Here is a 26129-nt window from a genome sequence, read left to right as displayed (position 1 = left end):
CCCGCGCACCGCGCGGGAGCAGCCCGGCAGGGGTGCTCCGGTCGCCCGGGTGGGGTGCGCCGTTGCCCGACCGCTGCCTCGACGGCTGCTTGCCGATTACTTGCCGATTACTTGTCGATGTCCCCGACGACGAAGAAGAACGAGCCCAGGATCGCCACCATGTCGGCGACGAGGGTCCCCGGGAGCAGTTCCGTCAGCGCCTGGATGTTGTTGAACGAGGCCGAGCGCAGCTTCAGGCGGTACGGCGTCTTCTCGCCCTTCGAGACCAGGTAGTAGCCGTTGAGGCCGAGCGGGTTCTCCGTCCAGGCGTACGTGGACCCCTCCGGTGCCTTGAGCACCTTCGGCAGCCGCTGGTTGACGGGGCCCGGCGGCAGCTGCGCGAGCCGGTCCAGACAGGCGTCGGCCAAGTCGAGCGAGTTGTGCGCCTGTTCGAGCAGGACCTCGAAGCGTGCCAGGCAGTCGCCCTCGTCGCGTGTGACGACCTTGAGGGTGTCCTGCAGCTCCTCGTACGCCAAGTACGGTTCGTCACGCCGGAGATCGAAGTCGACGCCCGAGGCGCGGGCGATCGGGCCGCTGACACCGTAGGCGTGCACCGTCTCCTGGGCGAGGACGCCCACTCCGCGCGTGCGGCCGCGGAAGATCTCGTTCCCGGTGACGAGCCGGTCGAAGACGTCCATCCGGGAGCGTACGTCCGCCACCGCCTGCCTGGCCCTGCCCTGCCAGCCCGCGGGCAGGTCCTCCTTCAGACCGCCGACCCGGTTGAACATGTAGTGCATCCGGCCGCCGGACAGCTCCTCCATCACGTGCTGGAGTTCCTCCCGCTCGCGGAAGGCGTGGAAGACGGGCGTGATGCCGCCCAGTTCCAGGGGGTAGGAGCCGAGGAACATCAAGTGGTTGAGCACGCGGTTGAGTTCGGCGAGGAGCGTCCGCATCCACACCGCCCGGACGGGGACCTCCATGCCGAGCATGCGCTCGACGGCCAGGACGACGCCCAGCTCGTTGGAGAAGGCGGACAGCCAGTCGTGGCGGTTGGCGAGGACGATGATCTGCCGGTAGTCGCGGGCCTCGAAGAGCTTCTCCGCGCCGCGGTGCATGTAGCCGACCACCGGCTCGACTTCGCTGATCAGCTCGCCGTCCAGGACGAGGCGCAGCCGCAGCACGCCGTGCGTCGAGGGGTGCTGGGGGCCGATGTTGAGCACCATGTCGGTGCTCTCGGCGGCACCGCCCACACCGACCGTCGTCCGCCTTCCCGCAGTCCGGGGCGTACCGGCAGCGCTGCCCGTCGTCGTCCGCTGACTCATGGGTCTCAGTCTTGCACCCCTTGCCGTGACGGCTCGGGGCGGTCGCGGTTTCCACGTTGTCCACAGGCCTGTGCGGTCTTCCGGGCGCGGCATACGCTGGGCGCATGACGACGGGGACGGGTCGGCCCGGCCAGGCGCCGGGGCACGGCCAGGGGCATGAGCAGCGTTCCGGGGGCGGCTCCGGGCAGGTGCCGGAGAGCGCGCCGGAGAAGGCGCTCGACGGGCATGCCGCAGGCGAGCAGTGGAACGGTGTCGAGCGGGCCCTGCTGAAGGTGCGGCGGCTCGTCCTGCTGCTCACGATGCTGCCGACGGCTCTCGGGCTGGCCGCGCTGCTGGGTCTGACCGCCGGCCCGAGTTGGGCCGCCTTCGCGCTGCTGCCGCTGGCGGGCGCGGCGTGGGGCTGGGGCGCGATGGAGCGCAACTGGCGCTCGTGGCGGTACGCGGAGCGCGAGGACGACCTTCTGATCAGTCGCGGCGTGCTGTGGCGTGAGCTGACCGTCGTCCCCTACGGACGGATGCAGCTGGTCGAGGTCACGTCCGGGCCGCTGGAACGCCGCTACGGCCTGGCCCGTCTCCAGCTGCACACGGCGGCTGCGACGACGGACGCCACCATCCCGGGTCTCGTCCCGCACGAGGCGGAGCGGCTGCGTGACCGGCTCACGGAGCTGGGCGGCGCGCGGTCGGCCGGGCTGTGAGCGGCGTGCCGGAGGAGGCGCGGGAAGCGCCGGAACATGCGGTGCGGGTACGCGGCGAGCCGCAGGCGCAGGAAGCGCCCGGGGAGTCGGGCTCGCCGCGGCGACCGGCCGGGCGGCGGCTCCACCCCGTCACGCCGTGGCGCCGGGCCTGGGCGCCGGTCGCCGGTCTGATCGCCTTCTCCCTGCACGACTTCCAGCGGACCCGGGAGTGGTTCTCGCACCTGACCACGGGGTGGCTGATCGTCGCCTTCGCGGTGCTGCTTCCGGCGGCGGCGGCGTACGGCTTCTTCTCCTGGTGGTTCACGAGCTACCTCGTCACCGACACCGAGCTGCGCATCCGTACGGGCCTCGTCTTCCGCCGTACCGCCCACATCCGCCTGGACCGCATCCAGGCCGTCGACGTCGGCCGCCCGCTCCTCGCCCGTGTCGCCGGGGTGGCGAAGCTCAAGCTGGACGTGGTCGGCACGGAGGCCAAGGACGAACTGGCCTTCCTCAGCGAGCGGGACGCCGCCGAGCTGCGCGCCGAGCTCCTCGCCCGCGCTGCGGGGATCGCACCCGAGGCCGCACCCGAGGCGGGGGAGGCTCCCTCACGCGAACTGCTGCGCGTGGACACCCGCACTCTCGTGACGGGCCTGCTGCTGATGGGGACGGGCTGGGGCGCCCTCCTCGCGATGATCGCGGTACCCGGCGTCGTCTTCGCGGTCAGCGACAGCTTCGTGGCCGGGCTCGCCTCCCTCCTCCCCGCGCTGGGCGGCGTCTGGGCGAGCACTGGAGGCCGTTTCCTGAAGGAGTACGACTGGACGGTGGCCGAGTCGCCGGACGGCCTGCGTCTCGATCACGGCCTGCTGGACCGCGAGCACGCGACCGTACCCCCGGGGCGCGTGCAGTCCGTGAAGATCACCGAGCCTCTGCTGTGGCGGCGCCGTGACTGGCTGCGGGTCGATCTGGAGACCGCCGGTGCGGGCAAGGACAAGGGCGGCGTGCTGATACCCGTCGCCTCCCGGGCAGCGGTCGCGGACGTGCTCGGCCGGATCCTCCCCGGGCTGGGACTCGACGCCGTGACGGAGGTCGTCACCCCGGTGCCGCAGCGTGCGCGCTGGTGCACGCCGCTGTTCTGGCGTGGTTACGGGCACGGGGTGACCGGCGCCGTCTTCGTCACGCGCAGCGGGCTGCTCCGGCGGTGCACCACGCTGGTGCCGCACGCGAAGGTGCAGAGCGTCCGCTACGAGCAGGGTCCGTGGCAGCGGAGGATGCGCCTCGCGGACGTCTGTGTCGATCATGGAGCGAACGGCTGGACCGCAGCGAGACTGCGGGACGCCACGGAGGCGGAGGCGCTCGTCTCCGCGCAGGCGGAACGTTCGCGGCTGGGGCGGCGCGAGGCACGTCCGGAACGGTGGATGACGTGAGGGGAGCGTCCGCCGTGCGCGGCCCACTCAGCCGAAGGGCGAGGAGACACCGCCCAGGGGCTGTACCAGCCAGCTGAAGGCGCCCAGCCCCGCCGGATCGGTCAACTCCGCCGCCTCACCCGCGGCGGCCAGCCGCCGTACGTACTCGGCGGGTTCGGTGGACGCGAGCTTCAGCGGGGGCCGCGTCCCGCGGACGCCGAGCGCCCGGAGGGCATCGCGCTGGGACAGCAGCGCCGGGGACGCCGCGCCGGTGCCGTCCGTCCGGCCGCCGTCACCGTTCCCGCGTCCGCCGGGCTGCTTCTCTTCCGCTGCCAGAGCTCCGGCCGCGGCACAGGCGTCGAGCGCCACGTGGGCGGTCAGGTCGCGGCCGCCGTCGGGCACCGGGCGGGTCTCGCGGCCGTCGAGGTAACCGGTGAGCGTGCCGAAGGGCGGACGGTCGTCGCGGGAGTGCGCGTAGTCGACGGCGACGGCGAGGCCGCGGTCGAGAGTGCGGACGGCCGCTGCCCACGCCTCGTCGCGGGGACGGCCGATCTCCGCTCGCAGACCGGCCCCGGGACGGGCAGCCGCGCCGGGACGGGGGGCCCCCGTAGCCGGCGGGTCCTCCGGGCCGAGGGGCCACCAGTCCGTCAGCCAGTCGGCGTCGGGACCTTCGCCCAGCGGTCCGCCGAGCCGCTCCGCCCCGTCGGCGGGCCGTACGAGCACCGTGTGCGGCACGCCGTCGGGGGCGGTCTCCACCACGTCGACGGGCACGTTGTCGAGCCATTCGTTCGCGAAGAGCAGCCCCACCAGCCCCGCTCCGGTGGGCAGTTCGGGCGTCCAGACGATGCGCTCGTCCAGCCCTTCCGGACGGGGCGCACGTTCGACGGCGTACGGGCGTACGCGGCCCGCGGCCTCCGCCGGAAGCGCGGCGAGCACCCCGGCCAGCAACTCTCCCGCGCCTGCCCCGACGTCCACCAGCGTCAGCTCGGCGGGACGGGCGAGCGCCTCGTCGACGTACAGCAGCAGCCGCGCCACCGCTTCCGCGAAGAGCGGTGAGGCGTGCACGGACGTACGGAAATGGGAGCCGGGCCGCTCGCGCACGAAGAATCCCACCGTGGCCCGTCCTCCGCCTTCCGGCTCCCCGTCCGCGCCGTAGAGCGCGCGTTCCGCCGCCGCACGCCAGGTCGTCCACCGGTCGTCGCTCCGGCCGCCGCCGGGATGAGACCGGTTCTCGGGCTCGTTCACGGGACCACGCTAGGGCAGCGGGCGACGGGCGACGGGCACCGGGCAACAGGCAGCGGGCGACGGGCAGCGGGCAGTGCGCCGGAGCCGCCTCCTCCACCTTGGGGAGTAGATGCACGGCCCCTGTATCGGTCGCCGGGCTGACCCCGGGACGTACTCGCCCTTCATACGCTGGGTGATGTGAACCGCATTTACGATTTCATCCGCCGGCACCCCACCTGGGTGGACAGCTGCTGGGCTGTCCTGCTGCTGATGATCTCGGCGGTGTGGTTCATCTCGAGCGTCGAGTCCGACAGCGAAGGTCTGCCGCAGGGGCCGAAGGAGCAGACCGCGGCCGTCCCGATCGTCCTCGCGTTGTGCCTGGTGGTCGCGCTCCGCCGGCGCGCCCCGGAGAAGATGCTGGTCCTCACCACGGGGACCGGCGTCGCACAGGTGGTGACGCACGTCGACGTGGGGCCCGGCAACTTCGCCATGCTGGTGATCGTCTTCACGGTGGCGTCCCGCAACATCCGCTGGGCGTCCCGGTTCGCTCTGGGCGGGGCCGTCGCGGCGCCCACCATTGCGACGCTCCGCTGGCCCGACGACAACCAGACCCTCGCCGGCACGATCCTCGGTGACATCTTCCTCACGGTCACGTTCGTGCTCGCCTGGGTGCTGGGGGACTCGCTGCGTACCCGGCGGGCCTACTACGCGCAGCTGGAGGAGCGCGCCACCCGGCTCGAGAAGGAGCGGGAGGCACAGACCAAGATCGCGGCCGCGGCCGAACGTGCCCGCATCGCGCGGGAGCTGCACGACGTCGTCGCCCACAACGTCTCGGTGATGGTGGTGCAGGCCGACGGTGCCGCGTATGTCCTCGACTCCGCCCCCGACCAGGCGAAGCAGGCGCTCTCCACGATCTCGGGCACGGGCCGTCAGGCACTTGCGGAGATGCGCCGCCTGCTGGGCGTGCTGCGCACCGGCGAAAGCGGTGCGGACGGCGCCTCCGGACGCGACGGCGCCGGCGAGTACGTCCCGCAGCCCGGCGTCGACCAGCTCTCGGAACTGATCGAGCAGGTACGCGGCGCCGGCCTCACCGTGAACTTCGCCATCGAGGGGACACCGCGCCCGCTGCCCAGCAGCATCGAACTCACCGCCTACCGCGTCGTGCAGGAGGCGCTGACCAACTCCCGCAAGCACGGCGGACCGGATGTCGGCGCCACCGTCCGCCTCCACTACGGTCCCGACGAACTGGCCCTGCTCGCCGAGGACGACGGACGGGGCGCGGACCGCGACATGTACGAGGAGGGCGGCACCGACGGACTCGGCCACGGCCTCATCGGCATGCGCGAACGCGTCGGCATGGTCGGCGGCAGCCTGGAGACCGGCCCGCGTCCGGGCGGCGGTTTCCGGATATGCGCGGTCCTGCCGTTGAAGGCCGCGCACTGACCCCGCACCGGTCGCCGGACCCGGCCGCCCCCGGGACCCCACTCCGACCACCCTCGCCCACCCCTCGAAGGGACAACCCATGACCATCCGCGTGATGCTCGTCGACGATCAGGCGCTGCTGCGCACCGGTTTCCGCATGGTGCTGACCGCGCAGGAGGACATGGAGGTCGTCGCCGAGGCGGGTGACGGCGCAGAGGCCCTGGCGCAACTGCGTTCCACAGCCGTCGACGTCGTGCTGATGGACGTGCGGATGCCGAACGTCGACGGCGTCGAGGCGACCCGCCGTATCTGTGCGGGAGGCGAGGGCGGCCCGAGCGCACCGAAGGTGCTGATCCTCACCACCTTCGACCTCGACGAGTACGCCTTCTCCGCGCTCAAGGCGGGCGCCAGCGGCTTCATGCTCAAGGACGTGCCGCCGGGCGACCTCCTCGCCGCCATACGCGCCGTGCACAGCGGCGACGCCGTGGTCGCGCCGAGCACCACCCGCCGCCTCATCGACCGGTTCTCGACCGTGCTGCCCTCCGCGACGTCCGAGCCCCTCGCCCGGGGCCTGGAGCGGCTGACCGACCGGGAGACGGAGGTCCTCACCCTCGTCGCGCAGGGCCTCTCCAACGGAGAGATCGCCGCCCAGCTCGTGCTGTCGGAGGCGACGGTGAAGACCCACGTCGGCCGCATCCTGGCGAAGCTCGGACTGCGCGACCGCGTGCAGGCCGTGGTTCTCGCGTACGAGACGCGGCTGGTCCAGGCGGGAGGCGGCGCCGCGTGACGACCGTGCCGTCCGGCAAGGCCGCGGCGGCCGTGGCTTCAGGACCCGGAAGGCGCCGCGGACGCGTGTATCTCCAGGAACTCGGCGACCGCCGCGCGTACGTCCTCCGCACTCCACGACAGTCCGGGCCCGGCCACCGTCACCTCGGCCGACGCGGTCCCGGGCGGTGCGCCCGGCGGCCGTGACCACCGCCTGAAAAGCACCGTTCCCGTCTCCTCCGCCTGGCGCACACCCGCCTCGGTCAACTCCTCGGCCTCGTACGGCAGCCAGACCTGGAACTGGTGCGTGTGCGGCACCCGCGGCCACACCCGCCACCACGGCAGGCCGGACCCGGCCAGCGCCTCGTGCAGGGCCCCGGCCACTGTCGCCGCGTGCCGCACGTACTCGGGCAGCCGTGGCAGTTCGAGGTCCAGCCCGGCCAGGGCGGCGAGCGCGGCCGGCCACTGCTGGAAGAGCTGACCGCCGTACCTGTGCCGCCATGCGACGGCCTCTTCGATCAGGGTCGACGGGCCGGCGAGAGCCGCCCCGGACAGGCCGCCCAGAGACTTGTAGAAGCTGACGTAGACGGTGTCCGCGAGTGAGGCGACAGCCGGCAGCGGCTGACCGAAGTGCGTGACTGTCTCCCACAGCCGGGCCCCGTCGAAGTGCACGACGGCCTCCCGTTCACGGGCCGCCTCGACGGTCGCCGTCAGCTCGTCCCAGGTGGGCAGCACGAACCCGGCCTCGCGCAGCGGCAGTTCGAGCATCAGGGTGCCGAACGGCTCGTCAGTGTCCCGTACTTCGGCAGCGGTGGGCATGCGCGGCTCTGCCGTCGGACGGACGACGCGGAGTCCGGCCAGCAGCTGGAGAGCGTCCCGCTCACAGACCAGCGGATGCGCCAGGGGATGCAGCGCCACGGTGTCGTTCCCCGTACGGCCCGCCCAGCAGCGCAGCGCCACCTGCTGAGCCATGGTCCCCGTGGGGAAGAAGGCCGCGGCCTCCATGCCCAGCGCGGCGGCCGTACGCCGCTCCAGCTCGCCGACGACGCCGTCCTCGCTGCCGTACTGATCGGTCCAGTCGCCGAAGTCGTACACCTGGGCGCCCTGCTCGGACAGCCGCGCCAGCCGCTCACCGATGCGCTCCCGCCCGGGGACCGGAGCGAGGGTGCGCGTGGCGCCGCCCCACGCGTCGAGCTGCCGTCTGCGTCTGTCCCGCTCCGAGTCGGTCATGGCGGCATCCTCGCGCCCGCGGACGAAGGGGCACCAGCGATTTCCGTACGGTGCCGGGCGTACCGCGCCGCGGGCCCGGCAGGCGCCGACGTGGGTCCGCCGGAAAAACGCGTACCCCGGCCGCGCACGGCCGTGGAACCGCCGCCCCTGCGACGGGGGGTTACGCGGCGGCGAACCGCCCGCGTCCCCGCGCTCCGCCGAAGGCATAGCATGGCGGGGAGACGTCCGGTACCCGCGAGGACCGGAACGGCAGACGGAAGGCTCCCCGCCCGTGAACCCACAGCACCCAGACCCGCCCCCGGATGCAGCCCGGGGGACCAGGGCAGAGGACCGTCCCGCGCGCCTCGACGTCGGCGTCGTCGGCACCGGCCGCGTCGGCCCGGCGCTGGCGGCCGCACTGCGGCTCGCCGGGCACCGCCCCGTCGCAGCGTCGGGCGTCTCCGAGCGCTCGCGGCGCCGCGCCGCGGAGCTGCTGCCCGGGGTGCCGCTCGTCGACCCGGCCGAGGTGCTGGCCCGCGCCGATCTCGTCCTGCTCACCGTGCCCGACGACGCGCTGCCGGGGCTGGTCACGGGCCTCGCGGAGACGGGCGCCGTACGTCAGGGCCAGCTCATCGCGCACACCTCGGGACGGTACGGCGCCCGCGTTCTGCAACCCGCCCTGCGCGCAGGGGCGTTGCCGCTCGCACTGCACCCCGTGATGACCTTCACCGGCACACCCGTCGACGTGCAGCGCCTCGCCGGCTGCTCCTTCGGCGTCACGGCGCCCGAAGAGCTGCGGCTCGCCGCGCAGGCCCTCGTCATCGAGATGGGCGGCGAACCCGAGTGGATCGCCGAAGAGGCCCGCCCCCTCTACCACGCGGCACTCGCCATCGGCGCCAACCATCTCGTCACGCTCGTCAACCAGGCCATGGAGCTGCTGCGCGCCTCCGGCGTCGAGGCTCCGGACCGCATGCTCGGGCCGCTGCTCGGCGCCGCGCTCGACAACGCCCTGCGCTCCGGCGACGCCGCGCTCACCGGCCCCGTCGCCCGCGGCGACGCCGGTACGGTCTCGGCGCACATCTCCGAACTGGGCGCCCACGCACCCCGCATGGTCGCCGGCTACCTGGCCATGGCGCGCGCGACGGCGGACCGCGCCCTCGCCCACGGCCTCCTCGAACCCGAACGCGCCGAGGACCTGCTCGACGTACTGTCCGAAGGAGGCCGAGGCCAGTGAACCGCACCTCAGGACACGCGAGCACTACCGTGGGGAGCGCACCGGGCCAGTCGGCCGGTGGCACGCCGGAGCCGTCCCCGACTGCCCCTGGCGGCATACGGCTTGTGCGTACCGCGGTCGAACTGCGCGAGACGGCCGCACAGTTGAGCAGTGCCGAGCCATGCCTCAGGGCCGCCGTCATGACGATGGGGGCTCTGCACGCCGGTCACGCCTCCCTCATCCGTACGGCTCGCGAACGTGTCGGCGCGCAGGGGCTGGTGGTCGTCACCGTCTTCGTGAACCCCCTTCAGTTCGGGCCGTCCGAGGATCTCGACCGCTACCCCCGCACCCTCGACGCCGATCTTCGCCTCGCCGAAGAGGCGGGCGCGGACGTGGTCTTCGCACCCTCGGTCGAGGAGGTCTACCCCGGATCGGCGGCGGATCCGTCGGGGGCGGGGCCGCAGGTCCGCATCGCCGCGGGACCGATGGGCGACCGTTTCGAAGGGGCGTACAGGCCGGGCCACTTCGACGGAATGCTGACCGTCGTCGCCAAGCTTCTCCACCTGACGGCCCCGGACATCTCGCTGTACGGGCAGAAGGACGCACAGCAACTCGCCCTGATCCGGCGGATGGTGCGGGATCTCAACTTCCCCGTGCGGATCGTCGGCGTTCCGACGGTCCGTGAGCCGGACGGTCTGGCGCTCTCCAGCCGCAACCGTTATCTCTCACCCGCCGAGCGGGAGAGCGCCCTCGCCCTCTCCCGTGGCCTCTTCGCCGCCCGTGACACGCTCCGGGACGGCGGCGGCGCCGACGCCGCGCTGGCAGCCGCGCGCGCCGTCCTCGAAGCGGCGGCCCATGCCGAACCACCCCTCGGCGTCGACTACTTGGCGCTCATCGACCCCGCCGACTTCACAGAGCTCACGGCACGTGGGCCGGACACGGCGCGCGTCCGAGGCTCCTCCGACGTGCCTGACGGGTCTGACGGGCCCGAGGCACCCGACGGACCCGAGGCCGTGCTGGCCGTCGCCGCGCGGGTGGGAAGCACCCGGCTCATCGACAACGTCACCCTTCCCATGGACCTTCTGGGGGTACGCCGGTGACCGGCCGCACGGACCAGCCCACGGACCAGCCGGACCAGCCCATGGACCAGCCGGACCAGCCGCCCGAGCAGGGCTCCGGACAGGCGCAGCAGGGCATACCCGCCGCGCGCGCCGCCCTCCGCGCCCCCGCGCCCGGCTGGCGCATCGACGCGGACGTCGTGGTCGTCGGCTCCGGCGTCGCCGGACTGACCGCCGCCCTCCGGTGCGCCGCCGCAGGCATGGACACGGTCGTCGTCACGAAGGCCCGACTCGATGACGGGTCGACCCGCTGGGCGCAGGGCGGCATCGCCGCGGCTCTCGGCGAGGGCGACAGCCCGGCCCAGCATCTCGACGACACCCTCGTGGCGGGCGCCGGCCTGTGCGACGAGGAGGCCGTCCGCCTCCTCGTGACGGAAGGCCCCGCCGCCGTACGCCGCCTCATCACGACCGGGGCGCAGTTCGACACCGACGCGAGCACCGGCCGGATCGAACTGACCCGCGAGGGCGGCCACCACCGGCGCCGCATCGCCCACGCGGGCGGCGACGCGACGGGTGCCGAGATCTCGCGCGCACTGGTCGACGCGGTGCGGGACGGCCGTACGAGTGTCCGCACGGTCGAGAACGCACTCGTGCTGGATCTGCTCCGGACCCCGGACGGTGCCACGGCCGGCGTCACCCTCCATGTCATGGGCGAGGGCCAGCACGACGGCGTCGGAGCGGTGCACGCCCCGGCAGTGGTGCTCGCGACCGGCGGCATGGGCCAGGTGTTCTCGGCGACCACCAACCCGTCGGTCTCCACCGGTGACGGTGTCGCACTCGCGCTGCGCGCGGGCGCGGAGGTGAGCGACCTGGAGTTCGTCCAGTTCCATCCGACGGTGCTCTATCTCGGGGCGGACGCGGAGGGCCAGCAGCCCCTGATCTCCGAGGCCGTACGGGGAGAGGGCGCCCACCTCGTGGACGCAGGCGGCGTGCGCTTCATGACGGGGCAGCACGAACTCGCCGAACTGGCGCCGCGGGACATCGTGGCGAAGGCGATCATGCGCCGGGCGGCCGAGCAGGGCGCCGAGCCGGGCACGGAGCACATGTTCCTCGACGCCCGTCACTTCGGCGCCCGGATGTGGGAGAGCCGCTTCCCCACCATCCTCGACGCCTGCCGCAGCCACGGCATCGACCCGGTGACGGAGCTCGTTCCCGTGGCGCCCGCGGCCCACTACGCCAGCGGCGGTGTCCGTACGGACCTGTACGGACGTACGACTGTGCCGGGGCTCTACGCCTGCGGCGAGGTCGCCTGCACCGGCGTGCACGGCGCGAACCGCCTCGCCTCCAACAGCCTCCTGGAGGGGCTCGTCTTCGCGGAGCGGATCGCCGAGCACATCGCCGGAGACCTCGCCGGGGACCTCACGTCCCGCACGCCGTTCTCCGGGGCCGGGACCGGGGCCGGGGACCCCGCCGCCCGCGCGGGAGCCGCCGAGCACTCCGGCGTTCCCGGCGGGCTGCCCGTCGCCCCCCTGCTTCCGCCCGAGGCCCGGCCCGTCATCCAGCGCGTCATGACGGGCGGCGCGGGAGTGCTCCGCTCCGAGGCGAGCCTGACCGAGGCCGCGGCCAGCCTCGAGGCGGTCGTCGCCGGCGCCGCGGACAAGCCCGCCGACCCCGGTGTGGAGAGCTGGGAGACGGCGAACCTCCTTCTCGTCGCACGCGTGCTCGTCGCCGCGGCACTGCGGCGGCACGAGACCCGCGGCTGCCACTGGCGCGAGGACCACCCCGGGCGCGACGATGCGGCCTGGGGCCGCCACCTCGTCGTGGAGCTGCGGGAGGGGGGCCGTAGTCTCGACGTCCGGACGACCCGGACGACGGCCTTTCCCCCGACCGTTCCGCGGCGCCGCCCGCCGCGGGAACGGTCCACGGACCAGCCGCCGGACGCCCAGCCCGTACGACCCGCACCTCACCCCGCACAGCCGACCCAGCCCGCACAGCCCCACGGCCGCCACACGGCCAGGCCACCCTCACACCCTTGATGGAGAAGCCGTGACCAGCCCCTTCCCGGACTCACCGGAGGAGCGACGCCCCCAGCCCGTCGACGTGCCCCTGCTCCAGATCGGCGGCCCGGGCGCCCCGGCCATGGCGCCGGGCTCCGGCGGCGGCTGCGGGGACGCCTGCGGCTGCTCGGACGCAGCCGCGGCGGACAGCCCGTACGGCCTCGACCCTCTCGACTGCGGACTCGACCCCGACCTGGCCGCGCTCCTCGCCGGCGCCGGCCTCGACCCCGTACAGGTCGAGGACATCGCGCACCTCGCCATCGAGGAGGACCTCGATCACGGCGTGGACGTCACGACAGTGGCCACCATTCCCGAAGACGCCGTCTCCACGGGGGACTTCACCGCCCGGGAGGACGGCACGGTCGCCGGGCTGCACGTCGCGGAAGCCGTCCTGTCCGTGGTCTGCACCGACGAGTTCGAGGTGGAGCGCCACGTCGAGGACGGCGATCGCGTCGTGGCCGGGCAGCGGCTGCTGACCGTCCGCACCCGCACCCGGGACCTGCTCACGGCGGAGCGCAGCGCGCTGAACCTGCTCTGCCGCCTGTCGGGCATCGCCACCGTCACGCGCCGCTGGACCGACGTGCTCAGCCGCGCCGCCACAGCGGCGGCCGCCGACGCGACCCGCGCGGAGACCCGCGTCCGCGACACCCGCAAGACGACGCCGGGCCTGCGTGCCCTGGAGAAGTACGCGGTCCGCTGCGGCGGCGGCACCAACCACCGCTTCTCCCTCTCCGACGCCGCGCTGATCAAGGACAACCACGTCGTCGCGGCGGGCGGGGTCGCCGAGGCGTTCAGACTCGTACGCCGGGAGTTCCCGGACGTACCCATCGAGGTGGAGGTCGACCGTCTCGACCAGATCGAGCCGGTCCTCGCCGAGGGCGCCGACCTCATCCTGCTCGACAACTTCACCCCCGACGAGACGGCCGCCGCCGTGACGCTCGTCGCGGGGCGAGCCCAGCTGGAGTCCTCGGGACGCCTCTCCCTGGAGAACGCCGCGGAGTACGCCGCCACAGGCGTCGACTTCCTCGCCGTCGGATCGCTCACCCACTCCTCCCCGATCCTCGACATCGGGCTCGACCTCCGCGAGGGCGGGCACGCCCCGGACACAGACGACGACCGCGAAGAGGTGGATGTCTGATGCTGCTGACCATCGACGTCGGAAACACCCACACAGTGCTGGGCCTCTTCGACGGTGACGACATCGTCGAGCACTGGCGCATCTCCACCGACGCACGCCGCACGGCCGACGAGCTGGCCGTGCTCCTCCAGGGCCTGATGGGCATGCACCCTCTGCTCGGCGAGGAGCTCGGCGACAACGTCGAGGGCATCGCCATCTGTTCCACCGTCCCCTCCGTCCTGCACGAGCTGCGCGAGGTGACGCGCCGCTACTACGGCGACATCCCCGCGGTGCTCGTCGAGCCGGGCGTGAAGACGGGCGTGCCGATCCTCATGGACAACCCCAAGGAGGTCGGCGCCGACCGCATCATCAACGCCCTGGCGGCGGTCGAGCTGTACGGCGGACCGTGCGTCGTCGTCGACTTCGGTACGGCCACGACCTTCGACGCGGTCTCGGCGCGCGGCGAGTACGTCGGCGGCGTCATCGCCCCCGGTATCGAGATCTCCGTCGACGCCCTCGGCGTGAAGGGCGCCCAGCTCCGCAAGATCGAACTGGCCCGCCCGCGGAGCGTCATCGGCAAGAACACCGTCGAGGCCATGCAGTCCGGCATCCTCTACGGCTTCGCCGGCCAGGTAGACGGGGTCGTCGACCGCATCGCACGGGAGCTCACCGACGACCCCGACGACGTGACCGTCATCGCCACCGGCGGCCTGGCCCCGATGGTGCTGGGCGAGGCGGCGGCCATCGACGAGCACGAGCCGTGGCTCACGCTCATCGGCCTCCGGCTCGTCTACGAGCGCAACGTCAGCCGCTCCTCGTAGTCCGCCCCGCCCGTCCGCCGGTCCGTCCGCCGGTCCGTCCGTCGCCCCGTCCGCCGCCGCGGAGCCGCCCGCCCCCGCCGAGCCGCCCGGCCCGGCCCAGGGCGGCGGACGGGCCGCGCGCAGCACGGGAGCGGCCCGCAGCGGCGCCGTACCCCTGCCGTAGGCTGGACGTCCGGTTCACCGAGGAGGCCGACAGCCATGGAGTACGTCGCGGCACTGACCCCGCCCTTCGTGATGGCGGTGGCGTTCACCGCCCTCATCGTGACGATCGTGAAGAGCCAGGGCGGCGCCAACAAGGCCAAGGAAGACGCGGCTGTGGATGCCGCCTTCGCACGCGCGGAGAGCGCTCGGCAGAAGAAAGACGGCTGACCGGCAGCCGGGCCCGCGGTATTCGGGACAACTCCGACTATTATTCACCGCGTGCCTCGGCCATTGGGAGAGTTGGAAGACACCGTCATGACGCGCGTATGGCGGTGGAACCGTCCGGTCACCGTGCGGGAAGTCCTGGAGGATCTGCGGGGCGATCGCGCCATCGCCTACACCACGGTGATGACCGTAATGGACAACCTCCATCAGAAGGGCTGGCTCCGGCGGCGCCAGGAAGGGCGCGCTTATCGCTATGAGGCCGTCTCGACGCGGGCTGCGTACTCGGCCGCGTTGATGAACGAAGCCTGGGCTTCCAGTGACAACGCCGCCGCCGCTCTCGTCGAGTTCTTCTCGCGTATGACCCCGGAACAGCTTGATGCGCTGCGCGACGCGTTGCGCGTCGTACAACTGAACGAGGTGCGCGTCGAGGCTCCGGAGAGAGCACCCGGGAGCACATCCGGAGACGGACACTGAAGACGGCTCCGCGCACCCGCCGGAAGTCTCTTCTGCGAAGGCAACTCGCAGAACCTCTCGCAGAACGTCTCGTACAACCTCTCGTACAACCTCTCGCAGAACCTCTCGAAGAGTCACTCGAAGGGCCACCGGAAGGGCGTCGCGGGAACGGAGGGGAACGCCGGGGAAGGCGCGGCGGAACCTCTCGCAGAAGCCCCGGGGAAGCCGTCACGCCCCCGAAGGCGTTCGCGTTCGGTACGGGCGATAGCGTCCGTTCATGGCGTCAGCACCCTCTTCCGTATCAGAAGTAACCGTTCGCCGGGCCCGGACCTCGGATGTCCGCGCCGTGCGCCGCCTCATCGACATCTACTCGCGCGACAGCATCCTGCTCGACAAAGCAACGGTCACCCTTTACGAGGACATTCAGGAGTTCTGGGTCGCCGAACGGGACCACGACGCCGAGGTCGTCGCCTGCGGTGCGCTGCACGTGATGTGGGAGGACCTGGCCGAGGTCAGGACGCTGGCCGTGGACCCGGCGCTGAAGGGGAGCGGAGTCGGGCATCTCCTCCTGGAGAAGCTCTTGAACACCGCCCGGTGGCTGGGTGTGCGGCGAATTTTCTGTCTCACCTTCGAAGTCGACTTCTTCGTCAAGCACGGCTTCACGGAGATCGGTGAGACACCGGTCGACGGTGACGTCTACAGCGAACTCCTGCGCTCCTTTGACGAAGGTGTGGCCGAGTTCCTGGGTCTCGAACGGGTGAAGCCGAACACCTTGGGCAACAGCCGCATGCTTCTGCATCTCTGAGTGACGGCTCGGTGACGCCTCTCGGGCGGTGCTTGCCCGCGGCGCTTTGTCCGAAAGATCCCACCAATCCCGCAGATGAGGCGGACAAACTCAACAGAGGGTTTGTGTTTCTCCCCGAAAAGCGGTTTGCTTTCGTCGTCAGTATCAGTAATCGAAGTTATCGATGACGAATGGGAGTAAGCGGTGGCGCAGAAGGTTCAGGTTCTTCTGGTCGACGACCTCGACGGCGGCGAGGCCGACGAGACAGTCACGTTCGCACTGGACGGTAAGAGCTACGAGATCGACCTCACCACCTCGAATGCGGACAAGCTCCGTTCCGTCCTGGAGCCCTATGTGAAGGGCGGCCGTCGAACCGGTGGCCGTTCTGCGCGTGGAAAGGGCCGCGCTTCCGGTTCGGGTGGCGGCAGCAGCCAGGACACCGCGAAGATCCGTGCCTGGGCCAAGGACCAGGGTTACGACGTCAACGACCGTGGCCGTGTTCCCGCCAATATCCGTGAGGCCTACGAGAAGGCCAACGGCTGAGCCCGGAAGTCGCGTGCGGCACGTCGCACAGGTGCGTGGTGGCATTCCGTTCCCCGAGCACCGGCGGGCCGCACGAGATGGATGCGATCCGCTTTCACGCCCCGGCTCGGGGGGCCGCAGCCACGCGGCGGCCTCCCGAGGGCCGAGAAGGTCACAGGGGCTGAAGGGTGGTGGGGAACGGCCGCACAGGCCGCTTCCCGGTGGCCGCCCCGCTCCAGCCGCTCCGCCGGTCCCGGCGAGCCGTACGCGCTGCCTGCCGGGACGAGCAGCCGGAGCCGCTCACAGAGCCGTATGACGCGACGGGGCCGGTGATCACCTCCCGCCGTCGCCGCTGCGGCACCAGACTTGGCGCTCTCTGCCCCGCCGGCCGATTCCACCCCGTACGGCGCCGGCAGCCGCGCCGCCCGGCGAATCCCTCGAGTTCCCGGCCGAGTTGACGCCCTGTTCCACCGCGCACTGCCTGTGCGTGCCCGTGCATGCACTCGACGTGAAATCCGCGCCCACCGCCCTCCGCAAGGCTGTTCGCCCTGAGCGGATGCGATCAGCTGGCCCCTCCCACCCCGGCATGGACTGTCAGTACGAGCGGGTAGGAAGGCTCTAGGGTCGGTTCCGCCTCTTCCCGGCGAGGGGGCCGGCCCGAGCGTGGAGACGGGACAATGCCTGGTGGCACGGGGGTGTGAAGGGTGTCGAGGGACAGCGGCGGCCGCTTCGATCAAGGGCCGTTCGCCATGGGCGTAGTGAATCAGGGTGGATACGCCTGGCCTGCGGGAACATCGTCTCGCACCATCGGGTTGGAACTGTTGTCGACTGTTCGGGGAAGGAGGCCCTGCTGTGCTATCCACGGAAGCAGGGTCGGCCGAAGGTTCAGCCGGACCGGTGTCGGCAGTTGGAATGAGCGGTCCCCGCTCGCGGGACTAAGCTGCGGAAGGACAGAGAGGGGAGCGTCCCCTTACTGCCTGACCGCTCTGAGGAGCGATTAACGATGTTCGAGAGGTTCACCGACCGCGCGCGGCGGGTTGTCGTCCTGGCTCAGGAAGAAGCCCGGATGCTCAACCACAACTACATCGGCACCGAACACATTCTCCTGGGCCTGATCCACGAGGGTGAGGGTGTCGCCGCTAAGGCACTGGAGAGCCTCGGGATTTCGCTCGAGGCGGTCCGTCAGCAGGTGGAGGAGATCATCGGCCAGGGGCAGCAGGCCCCGTCCGGCCACATCCCCTTCACTCCCCGTGCGAAGAAGGTCCTGGAGCTGTCGCTCCGTGAGGCCCTTCAGCTCGGCCACAACTACATCGGCACGGAGCACATCCTGCTCGGCCTGATCCGCGAGGGCGAGGGCGTCGCCGCCCAGGTCCTGGTGAAGCTGGGCGCCGATCTGAACCGGGTGCGGCAGCAGGTCATCCAGCTGCTCTCCGGTTACTCCGGCGGCAAGGAGGCCGCCACCGCAGGCGGCCCCGCCGAGGGCACGCCCTCCACCTCCCTCGTGCTGGACCAGTTCGGCCGGAACCTGACGCAGGCCGCCCGCGAATCCAAGCTCGACCCGGTCATCGGGCGCGAGAAGGAGATCGAGCGGGTCATGCAGGTGCTCTCCCGCCGTACGAAGAACAACCCGGTGCTCATCGGCGAGCCCGGCGTCGGCAAGACCGCGGTCGTCGAGGGCCTTGCCCAGGCGATCGTGAAGGGCGAGGTGCCCGAGACCCTCAAGGACAAGCACCTCTACACCCTGGACCTCGGCGCCCTGGTCGCGGGCTCGCGCTACCGCGGTGACTTCGAGGAGCGCCTGAAGAAGGTACTCAAGGAGATCCGCACCCGCGGCGACATCATCCTGTTCATCGACGAGCTGCACACGCTGGTCGGTGCGGGTGCCGCCGAGGGCGCGATCGACGCCGCCAGCATCCTCAAGCCGATGCTGGCCCGCGGCGAGCTCCAGACCATCGGTGCCACGACGCTCGACGAGTACCGCAAGCACCTGGAGAAGGACGCAGCGCTGGAGCGCCGCTTCCAGCCCATCCAGGTCGCGGAGCCGTCGCTGCCGCACACCATCGAGATCCTCAAGGGCCTGCGCGACCGGTACGAGGCGCACCACCGCGTCTCCATCACGGACGCCGCCCTGGTCGGTGCGGCCACCCTGGCCGACCGGTACATCTCGGACCGCTTCCTGCCGGACAAGGCGATCGACCTGATCGACGAGGCCGGTTCCCGCATGCGCATCCGCCGGATGACCGCACCGCCGGACCTGCGCGAGTTCGACGAGAAGATCGCGAACGTCCGCAGGGACAAGGAGTCCGCGATCGACTCGCAGGACTTCGAGAAGGCCGCCTCCCTCCGTGACACGGAGAAGCAGCTGCTGGCCCAGAAGGCCAAGCGGGAGAAGGAGTGGAAGGCCGGCGACATGGACGTCGTCGCCGAGGTGGACGAGGAGCTGATCGCGGAGGTCCTGGCCACGGCCACGGGCATCCCGGTCTTCAAGCTCACCGAGGAGGAGTCCTCGCGCCTGCTCCGCATGGAGGACGAGCTGCACAAGCGCGTCATCGGGCAGGAGGACGCCATCAAGGCGCTGTCCCAGGCGATCCGGCGTACGCGCGCCGGGCTGAAGGACCCCAAGCGTCCCGGTGGTTCGTTCATCTTCGCCGGCCCGTCCGGCGTCGGTAAGACGGAGCTTTCCAAGACGCTCGCCGAGTTCCTCTTCGGCGACGAGGAGGCGCTGATCTCCCTCGACATGTCGGAGTTCAGCGAGAAGCACACCGTCTCGCGGCTGTTCGGTTCGCCTCCCGGTTACGTGGGCTACGAAGAGGGCGGCCAGCTGACCGAGAAGGTCCGCCGCAAGCCGTTCTCGGTGGTCCTCTTCGACGAGGTCGAGAAGGCACACCCGGACATCTTCAACTCGCTGCTGCAGATCCTGGAGGACGGTCGTCTGACCGACTCCCAGGGCCGGGTCGTGGACTTCAAGAACACGGTCATCATCATGACGACCAACCTCGGCACCCGGGACATCTCCAAGGGCTTCAACCTGGGCTTCGCAGGCCAGGGTGACGTCAGCGCCGGGTACGACCGGATGAAGGCCAAGGTCAACGACGAGCTGAAGCAGCACTTCCGCCCGGAGTTCCTCAACCGTGTCGACGACACGGTGGTCTTCCACCAGCTCACCCGCGACGACATCATCCGCATCGTCGACCTGATGCTCGCGCAGGTGGACGAGCGGCTGAAGGACCGGGACATGGGCCTGGAGCTCAGCACCGACGCCAAGGAGCTGCTCGCGAAGCGGGGTTACGACCCCGTGATGGGTGCCCGGCCGCTGCGCCGGACGATCCAGCGGGAGATCGAGGACCTGCTCTCCGAGAAGATCCTCTTCGGTGATCTGCGTCCAGGCCACATCGTGGTCGTGGACACCGAGGGCGAGAACGACGAGGACAAGAAGTTCACCTTCCGCGGCGAGGAGAAGTCCGCTCTGCCGGACGCACCTCCGGTGGAGTCCGCGGCAGGCGGCGGGCCGAACCTCTCCAAGGAGGCGTAAGGCCGTCGGCCGAAGGCTGAAGGCAGTACAGAGCAGTACGGAGAAGTCCCCCGTCACAGCGTGGCGGGGGACTTCTCCGTCTGCACAGGCCGCTGCTGTCCGGCGCTCCGTCCGGCGCTCGGTCCGGTGCCCGCGCGGGCGGTCCGCCCCGGTCGCCGCCCGAGGCTCAGGCGATGATGCGCACACCCTCCGGTACGCCGCTGACCCGCGGCAGGCGCGGGTTGACGCGCAGGGTGGTCAGCGCGGGGAACGCGCTCAGCCACTCCATCCGCATGCCCGCACCGAGGTCGTAGGCCAGCCACAGATGCGTCAGCCGTTCGACTGCCAGCCCGTCCACGAGCTCTCCCGGCGTGAAGTGGCCGACGATCTGCACCCGGTCCCGGCCGCCCAGTTGCCGCAGTGCCGCAAGCTCCACACGGTCCGACACGGGGAAGTAGAGCCCCTCCGGATCGAGGTGCTGGATGATCTCCGTGGCGTACCGCTCCGTCTCGAAGTTGCGCCAGCCGCGTGCGAGTTCCGCGCGCAGCGTCAGCGACCTGCGGTGGCGGAGCCGGGCGAGGTAGTCCACGGCGGCGTCGTCGTTGATCCGGGTGACGGTGACGGCCAGCCGGTGCGCTTCGTCGTCCGAGACGGTGGTCGGGTCGGGGAGCATCTCCAGCACGATGGGGCCGACCCAGCCCAGTCCGCGCGCTGCGGCGACAGTGCCGGGACGCACCATGTGCCGCGTCTCGCGGCGTACCCGTTCGTGGGTCTCCGGATCGAGCTCGGTGACGTGCTCCAGGCACGCAGCAGCCAGCAGTCGCCTGCGGTTGCGCTTCATCCCCGTCCTGCCGGGCGCCAGCAGGCCGTTGAACAGGATCGCGCACTCGCCGGGACGGGCGTGGGCCACGGCCATGCGGATGACCTCTTCCCAGTCCGCTTCGTGTGCGTGTTCCAGCAGCAGGTCGAAGTCGCCCTGTTCGACGGCTTCCTTGGCCGCGAGGTAGTCCTGCACCGTGCGGTGCACGAACTCGACGGAGCCGTCGGCCTGTTCACGCAGCAGCCCGGTACGGAGGAGGAGATGGTCGAAGATCTTCTGCGGATCGCCCTGGCTCGCCACGGCGGGGATCGCGGCGACGCTCCTGGTGATCTCACCGAGGGCGCTGTCGTGGTCGAGCACGGCCCTCTCCTCGACGAGCATCCGGTAGGCGAGCTTGCGCAGCAGCCTTTCGCGGGGTGCGCGCTGCAGGTCGACGGTGTCCGCGTAGAGGACCCGGCGTTCCGGGTCGCGCCGCTGAAGAAGCATCTCCATCGCCGCCTCGTAGAGCTCCCGTCTGCCCTGCGGAAGCATTCCCGACCGGTCCCGGTTGAGGGCGCAGATCAGCCCGCACATCAGCGGATTGGTGGCCAGCACCCGCAGTTCACGGAAGAGCGGGATGGACCGCAGCAGGATCTCCTTGTACTCGTCCAGCCGCGAGTGGTCCTTGCCCTCGTCCGTGCGTGCGGCGTGGTGCCAGGCGGTGACGAAGGCCGCGACCTGGTCGCGGTTCATGGGGGCGAGGTTGAGTTCCGTGAAGCCCTCTTCGGCGAGCCAGTCGGCGTCCACGGCGGGTGGGCGCGACGTGACGAGGCAGAGGGTGCCGGAGTAGATCCGCAGCAGCCTGCGCAACTGGTCGCGGACGGCGTCCCGTTGGGCCTCGGGCGCCTCGTCGATGCCGTCGACGAGCAGGACGGCGCGTTCCGCCGCCAGTACGCGGACGACCCAGCCTTCCGGGGCCTCGCCGGCGAGCGGATGGCGTACGGCCGAGAGGAAGTCGTCCGGCGCGGGGAGGCCTTCGCGGGCGAAGCGGCGTACGGGCAGTACGAACGGGATGCGGCCGTGCAGGTTCCGCAGCTCCTCGGGCAGCGCGGAGCGTGCGGTGGCCACGGCGAGCCACTGGATGAGGGTGGTCTTGCCGGAACCGGCGACGCCGCGCAGCAGTACGCGTTCGTGACCGGCCAGGGCCCGGTCGGCCGTCATGACGGGTTCACCGGGAGCTGCCGGACCGGCGTCGTGCGGCGTCGTCGCGTCTCCGGGGAGGGACGCCTCCGCGGCTCCGTCCTGGCCGATGCCGGGGCTGAACTCCGCCGCCAGGCTCAGATAGGTGGCGTCGAGCGACCAGTTGTCCGGGGCGTTGGGATTGGGCAGGTCGATGCCGTAGATGGTGAGGCGGTTGTGCTGCTCCGCGACGTGCCGCAGGTACCGCGCCTCGAACTCTGCGTCCTGCGCGGCGGGCCGGGGCCTGCCGCGGAGCGCTTCCACGTCGTTGAGGTCCACGAGCTGGCCGATTCTGTGGCTCCGTTCCGGCTGTCCCTCGGCGAGGCCGGGGAAGCGCAGGATCAGCAGGTGCAGGAAGTGCAGACAGACCGTGACGAGCAGGCTGTCGTGGAACCAGGCGGCGGCGGAGGACAGTTCACGGTCGGCGCCCGGTACCGCGGAACGCAGCCGGCGCGCGTAGTCCTGCGGGCCGAGCCGCACGGCCTGGGCGTCGGTGGTGTCCAGCTCTCCGATGACCCACAGGGTGCGGGCGAGCACCGCCGCGACACCCTCCTCCTCCCCGTCGGGCAGCCGCTGTTCGGTGGCCTCCAGGCCGAGCCGCACCAACTCGCGTGCCACGTCGAAGAGTTCCTGCCAGCCGATCGCGGGGTCCTCACCGCGGAAGGACACGAGGCGGGCCATGAGCTGCGCCGGCCCCTCGGGCACGGACGCGGGCCGGGCCGCTGCCGCAGTCCTGGGTGCCGAGGTCGGGGGACCCTGTGGTGCGGGCGCCAGGAGCCGGCTGATCAGCGGGTCGACGGCGGACGACGCAAGTCGTACAACGGGTTCCATGGGCTGCGGGGCTCCCGGCAGGGCTGCTGGCTCTCGGCTGGTGTCGGCTGCTCGGTCTCGGCGCCCGGTGTCCGGGGCGCAGGTCGGGTGTCGTGCGGACGGGGAGGTCGAACCTGCCCGCGTCTTGGTCCTCGGCACTGACTGCCTGTCAGTCCCGTGGACCCTCCCAGCCTATGCGGGCGCCGGGGCCGGGGGCCACGACTCTTCACGCCGCCCGGCCCGCGGCAAATGGTGTACCACTGGCCGCAGTTGTCGCCGTGGGCCCCCGAACGTTCAGCCGCCTCAGCTCAGTTCGCTCTCCATGACGACGGAGAGGTGGGAGGGAAGGGTCTGCCGCACGTATCGGGGCGTCGTCCCGGGCAGTACGAGCGTGTGCAGGTTGGGGAAGGCGGCGAGCCAGTCCTCGCCGTCGTGACGCGCGTAGCCGTCCCGCAGCCAGAGATGCGTCAGCCGTTCGGAGTCGACGTGTTCGACGAGCTGCCGCGGATGGTACGTCCCGACGATCTGGACGCGTGCCCGTCCGCCCATGCCGGCGAGCGCCCGGAGGTGGCTCACATCGTGCGCGGAGAAGTACAGCTCCGACTCGTCCAGGTGGGCGATGACTTCCCGCGCGTACTCGTCGGTGTCGAACCGGTGCCAGGCCCAGACGAGCTGGCGTCTGAGATCGAGCGACGAACCGTTCCGGAAGCGGGCCAGCACCGGCAGCGCGGCGTCCGTCCCCGTCCTCGACGCGGCCACGACGGTGCAGACGGCTTCCTCGTCCGTCAGCCCTTCGGGCCCCGGCAGCAGGCTCAGCAGCACCGGACCGCCGATGTCGGCCACATGACGTGCCGCCGACGTCGACCTGGGTGGGAGGAGCTGTGCCGTCCTCTCCGTGATTTCGGCGTGCACCTGCGGAGGCACGTCGGTGGCCTGTTCGAGGCAGGCCGCCGCCAGCAGCAGGCTGCGCACGCCGCCCCCGCTCAACTGGCCTTGCCCGGACCAGCGTTGACGCTTCGGGGAGTCGCTCCCGTCGCCACCGTCACGGCCGTCGCCCGCCGGTACCCGGGCGACCAGGCCGCGCAGCAGGCGTGCGCGGTCCGCGGGCCGCGCGTGCGCGACCGCCATGCGGATGACGTCCTGCCACTGGTCCTTGTGCGCGTTGTCGAGCAGCAGCGGGAAGTCCCCTTCCTCCACTGCTGCCTTGGCGCCCAGAGCGTCCTGGAAGGTGCGGTGGATGAAGTCCACCCGGCCCTCGGCCGGTTCGCGCAGGAGCCCCGAGCGGTCGAGCAGGTGCCGGAAGAGTTCGTAGGGCGTGGCCTCGACGTACGCCATCCGCGAGACGCAGCGGTCGAGTTGGGCCACGACGTCCCGCTCCTCCATCTCCGCCCGGTCGTTGCGGATCATCCAGTACGCCAGCCGCTGCAGCAGCTGGATCTGTACGTCCTTCGACAGCCGGAGTCCGTCCGCGACGGGCACGGAGCGCTCCCGGTCGCGCCTCTCCAGCAGCATCGTGAGGGCGGCGTCGAAGAGGTCCCGGCGACCGTGCGGCAGGCTCCCGCGCCGGTCCCGGTGCAGCGTGCACAACAGGCCGCACATCAGCGGGTTGACGGCCAGTCTGCCGAGGTCGGGGTTGGTGCGTACTGCCGCGACCAGGGCGTCCGCCAGGCCGGGTTCCGCATCGGCGGCACTGTGCCAGCGCTTGATGAAGGCCGACACGTCGTGCCGCGACATGGGCGCGAGGGACAGCTCCGCGAACCCCTCCTGCGCGAGCCATTCCTCCCGTACGGCCGAAGGCCGGGAGGTGACGAGCCAGAGATTCCCCGGGAAGTCGCCCATCAACTCCCGCAGCCAGCGGCGGGTCTCCTCCCGGTGCGCCTGGGGTACCTCGTCGATCCCGTCCACGAGAAGCAGCCCGCGGCCGGCACTCAGCACCCGCTCGGCCCACCCCGCCGGCTGCGCCCCCGCGAGGCTGCTGCGTACGGCGTGCAGAAAACGGTCCGGCGTGGGCGGCAGGCCGTCCCGTACGACGCGGCGGAGGGGAAGCACGAAGGGGACGCGGCCCAGGAGATGCGCGAGGTGCTCGTCGTACGTCTGCCGTGCGGCGGTCACCGCCAGCCACTGCAGGAGCGTGGTCTTGCCGCATCCCGCGGCGCCCCGCAGCAGGACGCGGTCGCTGACGGCCAGCACGCGGTCGGCGGCGAGGGGGGTCGCCGTGCGCAGGGAGTCGCCGGCGTCCCGGGTGGCTTCGAGGGATATGTAGGCGGAGTCGAGACGCCACTCGCGGGTGCGGTCGGTGTCCAGTCCGTAGATGGTCAGTTCACCGTGCTTGCGGGCGATGTGTTCGGCGTACCGCTGCTCGAAGCGCGCGTCCTCGGCCGACCGGGCCGGGATGCGCTCCAGGAGCAGGTCGGTGATGCTGACGAGCCGGTCGAGCTGCTGGGTCTGCTCCGTGAGCGTGCGGGGGATGAACGTCGAGCGCCGGCTGAAGAAGTTCAGGATGTGCAGGCAGGCCGTGTGCAGGAGCGGCCTGAAGTGCGCCTCGGCGGCTTCCGACAGCGAGGCGGGGGCCGCGAGTTGGCGCGCGAGTCCTTCGGGTCCGAGGCGCACGGCCTGTACGTCGTCCATGTCGAGGTCGCCGATGCTGTGCAGCGCGGTGGCGAGTGCGTCGGCCAGCTCACGCCGCGTCGGCGGGTCGGGCGCCTCGTGCGGCCCGGACGCCTTGACGGCCCTGTCGGTCAACTCCCCGGCCAGCCTGCGCAGATCCCTCTCCGTGAGGGTGCGCTGCTCGCCCCTGAAAGAGACGAGGCCGGAGATTCTGACCGGCCTGTCGACAAGACCCGCGCCCGCGCCCTCGTGCACGAAGAGCTTCTTGACGATCGGCACGACCGCGCTGGAGGCGAGACGCGTGGCCAGGGTGGCGGGCTCCATGGGCGGATCGTAAGTGACGCCGCGGGCGCAGGCGCGGGAGTTGAAGAGTTGAAGACCCGCCGGAGGCACGGGCGGCGCATGCACGCTCCCTGCACGCCGGTACGCGCACGGTGATGCGACGTGGACCACACAGCGGCCGGGTCCGAGCCGAGTCCAGCGGCCTCACGGGGCCTCCCCGGGTGAGGTGACGCACAGCCCGCCCGCCGCCTACGAGCGGGCTTAGGAGGGGCGGAACCGCCGGACGCGGCGGTGGTTCGGACCCCGGACAGCCCCGGCACGGAGCGTCGAGCGCAGCGCGACGGCCGCTTGGATGCTGTCCGAATAATCCTTAAGGGTGCTTCCTGTCTGCTCTGTCCTTACCGGCCACATTAGTAATAACCCTCTTTGGTATGCCGGATGGGACGGGTTACCAATGTTTTGTCCCCCCGAGGTCCCACGGCTCGGGGT

General features: G+C 71.5%; 19 protein-coding genes. 14 read left to right on the top strand and 5 right to left on the bottom strand.

All coding sequences use genetic code 11. From position 1 onward, the window contains the following. Positions 1-107: 107 nt before the first annotated feature. Positions 108-1301 (bottom strand): NADH-quinone oxidoreductase subunit D, encoded by a 1194-nt coding sequence (locus ACFPA8_RS14040; protein ID WP_386447784.1) that lies wholly within the window; start codon positions 1299-1301, stop codon positions 108-110. A 104-nt stretch (positions 1302-1405) separates the two neighbouring features. Here ACFPA8_RS14040 and ACFPA8_RS14035 point away from each other — a divergent pair, with 104 nt between their 5' ends. Both ACFPA8_RS14035 and ACFPA8_RS14030 read left to right on the top strand, forming a co-directional pair. Beyond that, positions 1406-1996, top strand: coding sequence for a PH domain-containing protein (locus ACFPA8_RS14035; protein WP_386447781.1), 591 nt, complete (start codon positions 1406-1408; stop codon positions 1994-1996). 5 nt (positions 1997-2001) lie between these two features. Beyond that, positions 2002-3402: a PH domain-containing protein gene (locus ACFPA8_RS14030; RefSeq protein WP_386449425.1), complete on the top strand. Its 1401-nt coding sequence runs from the start codon at positions 2002-2004 to the stop codon at positions 3400-3402. A 27-nt stretch (positions 3403-3429) separates the two neighbouring features. Here the strand turns inward: ACFPA8_RS14030 and ACFPA8_RS14025 are convergent, their stop codons facing one another. After that, complete coding sequence (locus tag ACFPA8_RS14025) at positions 3430-4626, bottom strand: SAM-dependent methyltransferase (RefSeq protein ID WP_386447778.1); 1197 nt, start codon at positions 4624-4626, stop codon at positions 3430-3432. A 177-nt stretch (positions 4627-4803) separates the two neighbouring features. On the opposite strand from ACFPA8_RS14025, the gene ACFPA8_RS14020 reads away from it, so the two are divergent. Continuing rightward, positions 4804-6048 carry a sensor histidine kinase gene (locus tag ACFPA8_RS14020; protein WP_386447775.1) on the top strand — a complete coding sequence of 415 codons (1245 nt, stop codon included), beginning with the start codon at positions 4804-4806 and terminating at the stop codon, positions 6046-6048. A 79-nt stretch (positions 6049-6127) separates the two neighbouring features. Beyond that, on the top strand, positions 6128-6814 hold the full coding sequence (locus tag ACFPA8_RS14015) for a response regulator (protein ID WP_386447772.1): 687 nt from the start codon (positions 6128-6130) through the stop codon (positions 6812-6814). 38 nt (positions 6815-6852) lie between these two features. Here the strand turns inward: ACFPA8_RS14015 and ACFPA8_RS14010 are convergent, their stop codons facing one another. Next, on the bottom strand, positions 6853-8022 hold the full coding sequence (locus ACFPA8_RS14010; protein WP_386447769.1) for a threonine aldolase family protein: 1170 nt from the start codon (positions 8020-8022) through the stop codon (positions 6853-6855). 271 nt (positions 8023-8293) lie between these two features. Here ACFPA8_RS14010 and ACFPA8_RS14005 point away from each other — a divergent pair, with 271 nt between their 5' ends. The 10 genes from ACFPA8_RS14005 (at position 8294) to ACFPA8_RS13960 (ending at position 19924) form a co-directional block, all read left to right on the top strand. After that, on the top strand, positions 8294-9235 hold the full coding sequence (locus ACFPA8_RS14005; RefSeq protein ID WP_386447766.1) for a Rossmann-like and DUF2520 domain-containing protein: 942 nt from the start codon (positions 8294-8296) through the stop codon (positions 9233-9235). Next, on the top strand, positions 9232-10314 hold the full coding sequence (gene panC / locus ACFPA8_RS14000; RefSeq protein WP_386447763.1) for a pantoate--beta-alanine ligase: 1083 nt from the start codon (positions 9232-9234) through the stop codon (positions 10312-10314). Before ACFPA8_RS14005 ends, panC begins: the two co-directional genes overlap by 4 nt. A 41-nt stretch (positions 10315-10355) precedes the next feature. Then, positions 10356-12308: an L-aspartate oxidase gene (locus tag ACFPA8_RS13995; RefSeq protein ID WP_386449423.1), complete on the top strand. Its 1953-nt coding sequence runs from the start codon at positions 10356-10358 to the stop codon at positions 12306-12308. 10 nt (positions 12309-12318) lie between these two features. Beyond that, on the top strand, positions 12319-13467 hold the full coding sequence (gene nadC / locus ACFPA8_RS13990) for a carboxylating nicotinate-nucleotide diphosphorylase (protein WP_386447760.1): 1149 nt from the start codon (positions 12319-12321) through the stop codon (positions 13465-13467). Then, positions 13467-14267 (top strand): type III pantothenate kinase, encoded by an 801-nt coding sequence (locus tag ACFPA8_RS13985; RefSeq protein ID WP_386447757.1) that lies wholly within the window; start codon positions 13467-13469, stop codon positions 14265-14267. Before nadC ends, ACFPA8_RS13985 begins: the two co-directional genes overlap by 1 nt. Positions 14268-14465: 198 nt before the next feature. Then, complete coding sequence (locus tag ACFPA8_RS13980) at positions 14466-14636, top strand: hypothetical protein (RefSeq protein WP_386447754.1); 171 nt, start codon at positions 14466-14468, stop codon at positions 14634-14636. Positions 14637-14687: 51 nt separating this feature from the next. Further along, complete coding sequence (locus tag ACFPA8_RS13975) at positions 14688-15107, top strand: BlaI/MecI/CopY family transcriptional regulator (protein WP_386447751.1); 420 nt, start codon at positions 14688-14690, stop codon at positions 15105-15107. 256 nt (positions 15108-15363) lie between these two features. Next, positions 15364-15891: an amino-acid N-acetyltransferase gene (locus ACFPA8_RS13970; protein WP_386447748.1), complete on the top strand. Its 528-nt coding sequence runs from the start codon at positions 15364-15366 to the stop codon at positions 15889-15891. Between the two features lie 183 nt (positions 15892-16074). Continuing rightward, a complete protein-coding gene (locus ACFPA8_RS13965) occupies positions 16075-16413 on the top strand; it encodes a histone-like nucleoid-structuring protein Lsr2 (protein ID WP_386447745.1) in 339 nt (112 codons plus the stop codon). A gap of 982 nt (positions 16414-17395) precedes the next feature. Beyond that, a complete protein-coding gene (locus ACFPA8_RS13960; protein WP_386447742.1) occupies positions 17396-19924 on the top strand; it encodes an ATP-dependent Clp protease ATP-binding subunit in 2529 nt (842 codons plus the stop codon). 166 nt (positions 19925-20090) lie between these two features. On the opposite strand, the gene ACFPA8_RS13955 is transcribed toward ACFPA8_RS13960, so the two are convergent. Next, positions 20091-22772: an NACHT domain-containing protein gene (locus ACFPA8_RS13955; RefSeq protein WP_386447739.1), complete on the bottom strand. Its 2682-nt coding sequence runs from the start codon at positions 22770-22772 to the stop codon at positions 20091-20093. 282 nt (positions 22773-23054) lie between these two features. After that, positions 23055-25682, bottom strand: coding sequence for an NACHT domain-containing protein (locus tag ACFPA8_RS13950; RefSeq protein ID WP_386447737.1), 2628 nt, complete (start codon positions 25680-25682; stop codon positions 23055-23057). Positions 25683-26129 lie beyond the last annotated feature (447 nt).

Origin of the sequence: Streptomyces ovatisporus, from assembly GCF_042653885.1 — a bacterium.
Classification (GTDB): domain Bacteria; phylum Actinomycetota; class Actinomycetes; order Streptomycetales; family Streptomycetaceae; genus Streptomyces; species Streptomyces ovatisporus.
The sequence above is the reverse complement of the archived record's forward strand: the minus strand, read 5'-3'. Positions and strand labels throughout refer to the sequence as shown.

What these genes read in the sequence shown, in the direction of transcription:
- ACFPA8_RS13980 (WP_386447754.1), top strand. Translation starts at nt 14,466, where the DNA reads ATGGAGTACGTCGCGGCACTGACCCCGCCCTTCGTGATGGCGGTGGCG.
- ACFPA8_RS14040 (WP_386447784.1), bottom strand. Translation starts at nt 1,301, where the DNA reads ATGAGTCAGCGGACGACGACGGGCAGCGCTGCCGGTACGCCCCGGACT.
- ACFPA8_RS13950 (WP_386447737.1), bottom strand. Translation starts at nt 25,682, where the DNA reads ATGGAGCCCGCCACCCTGGCCACGCGTCTCGCCTCCAGCGCGGTCGTG.
- ACFPA8_RS13995 (WP_386449423.1), top strand. Translation starts at nt 10,356, where the DNA reads ATGGACCAGCCGGACCAGCCGCCCGAGCAGGGCTCCGGACAGGCGCAG.
- ACFPA8_RS14010 (WP_386447769.1), bottom strand. Translation starts at nt 8,022, where the DNA reads ATGACCGACTCGGAGCGGGACAGACGCAGACGGCAGCTCGACGCGTGG.
- ACFPA8_RS14015 (WP_386447772.1), top strand. Translation starts at nt 6,128, where the DNA reads ATGACCATCCGCGTGATGCTCGTCGACGATCAGGCGCTGCTGCGCACC.
- ACFPA8_RS13960 (WP_386447742.1), top strand. Translation starts at nt 17,396, where the DNA reads ATGTTCGAGAGGTTCACCGACCGCGCGCGGCGGGTTGTCGTCCTGGCT.
- ACFPA8_RS13970 (WP_386447748.1), top strand. Translation starts at nt 15,364, where the DNA reads ATGGCGTCAGCACCCTCTTCCGTATCAGAAGTAACCGTTCGCCGGGCC.
- ACFPA8_RS14035 (WP_386447781.1), top strand. Translation starts at nt 1,406, where the DNA reads ATGACGACGGGGACGGGTCGGCCCGGCCAGGCGCCGGGGCACGGCCAG.
- ACFPA8_RS13955 (WP_386447739.1), bottom strand. Translation starts at nt 22,772, where the DNA reads ATGGAACCCGTTGTACGACTTGCGTCGTCCGCCGTCGACCCGCTGATC.
- ACFPA8_RS13985 (WP_386447757.1), top strand. Translation starts at nt 13,467, where the DNA reads ATGCTGCTGACCATCGACGTCGGAAACACCCACACAGTGCTGGGCCTC.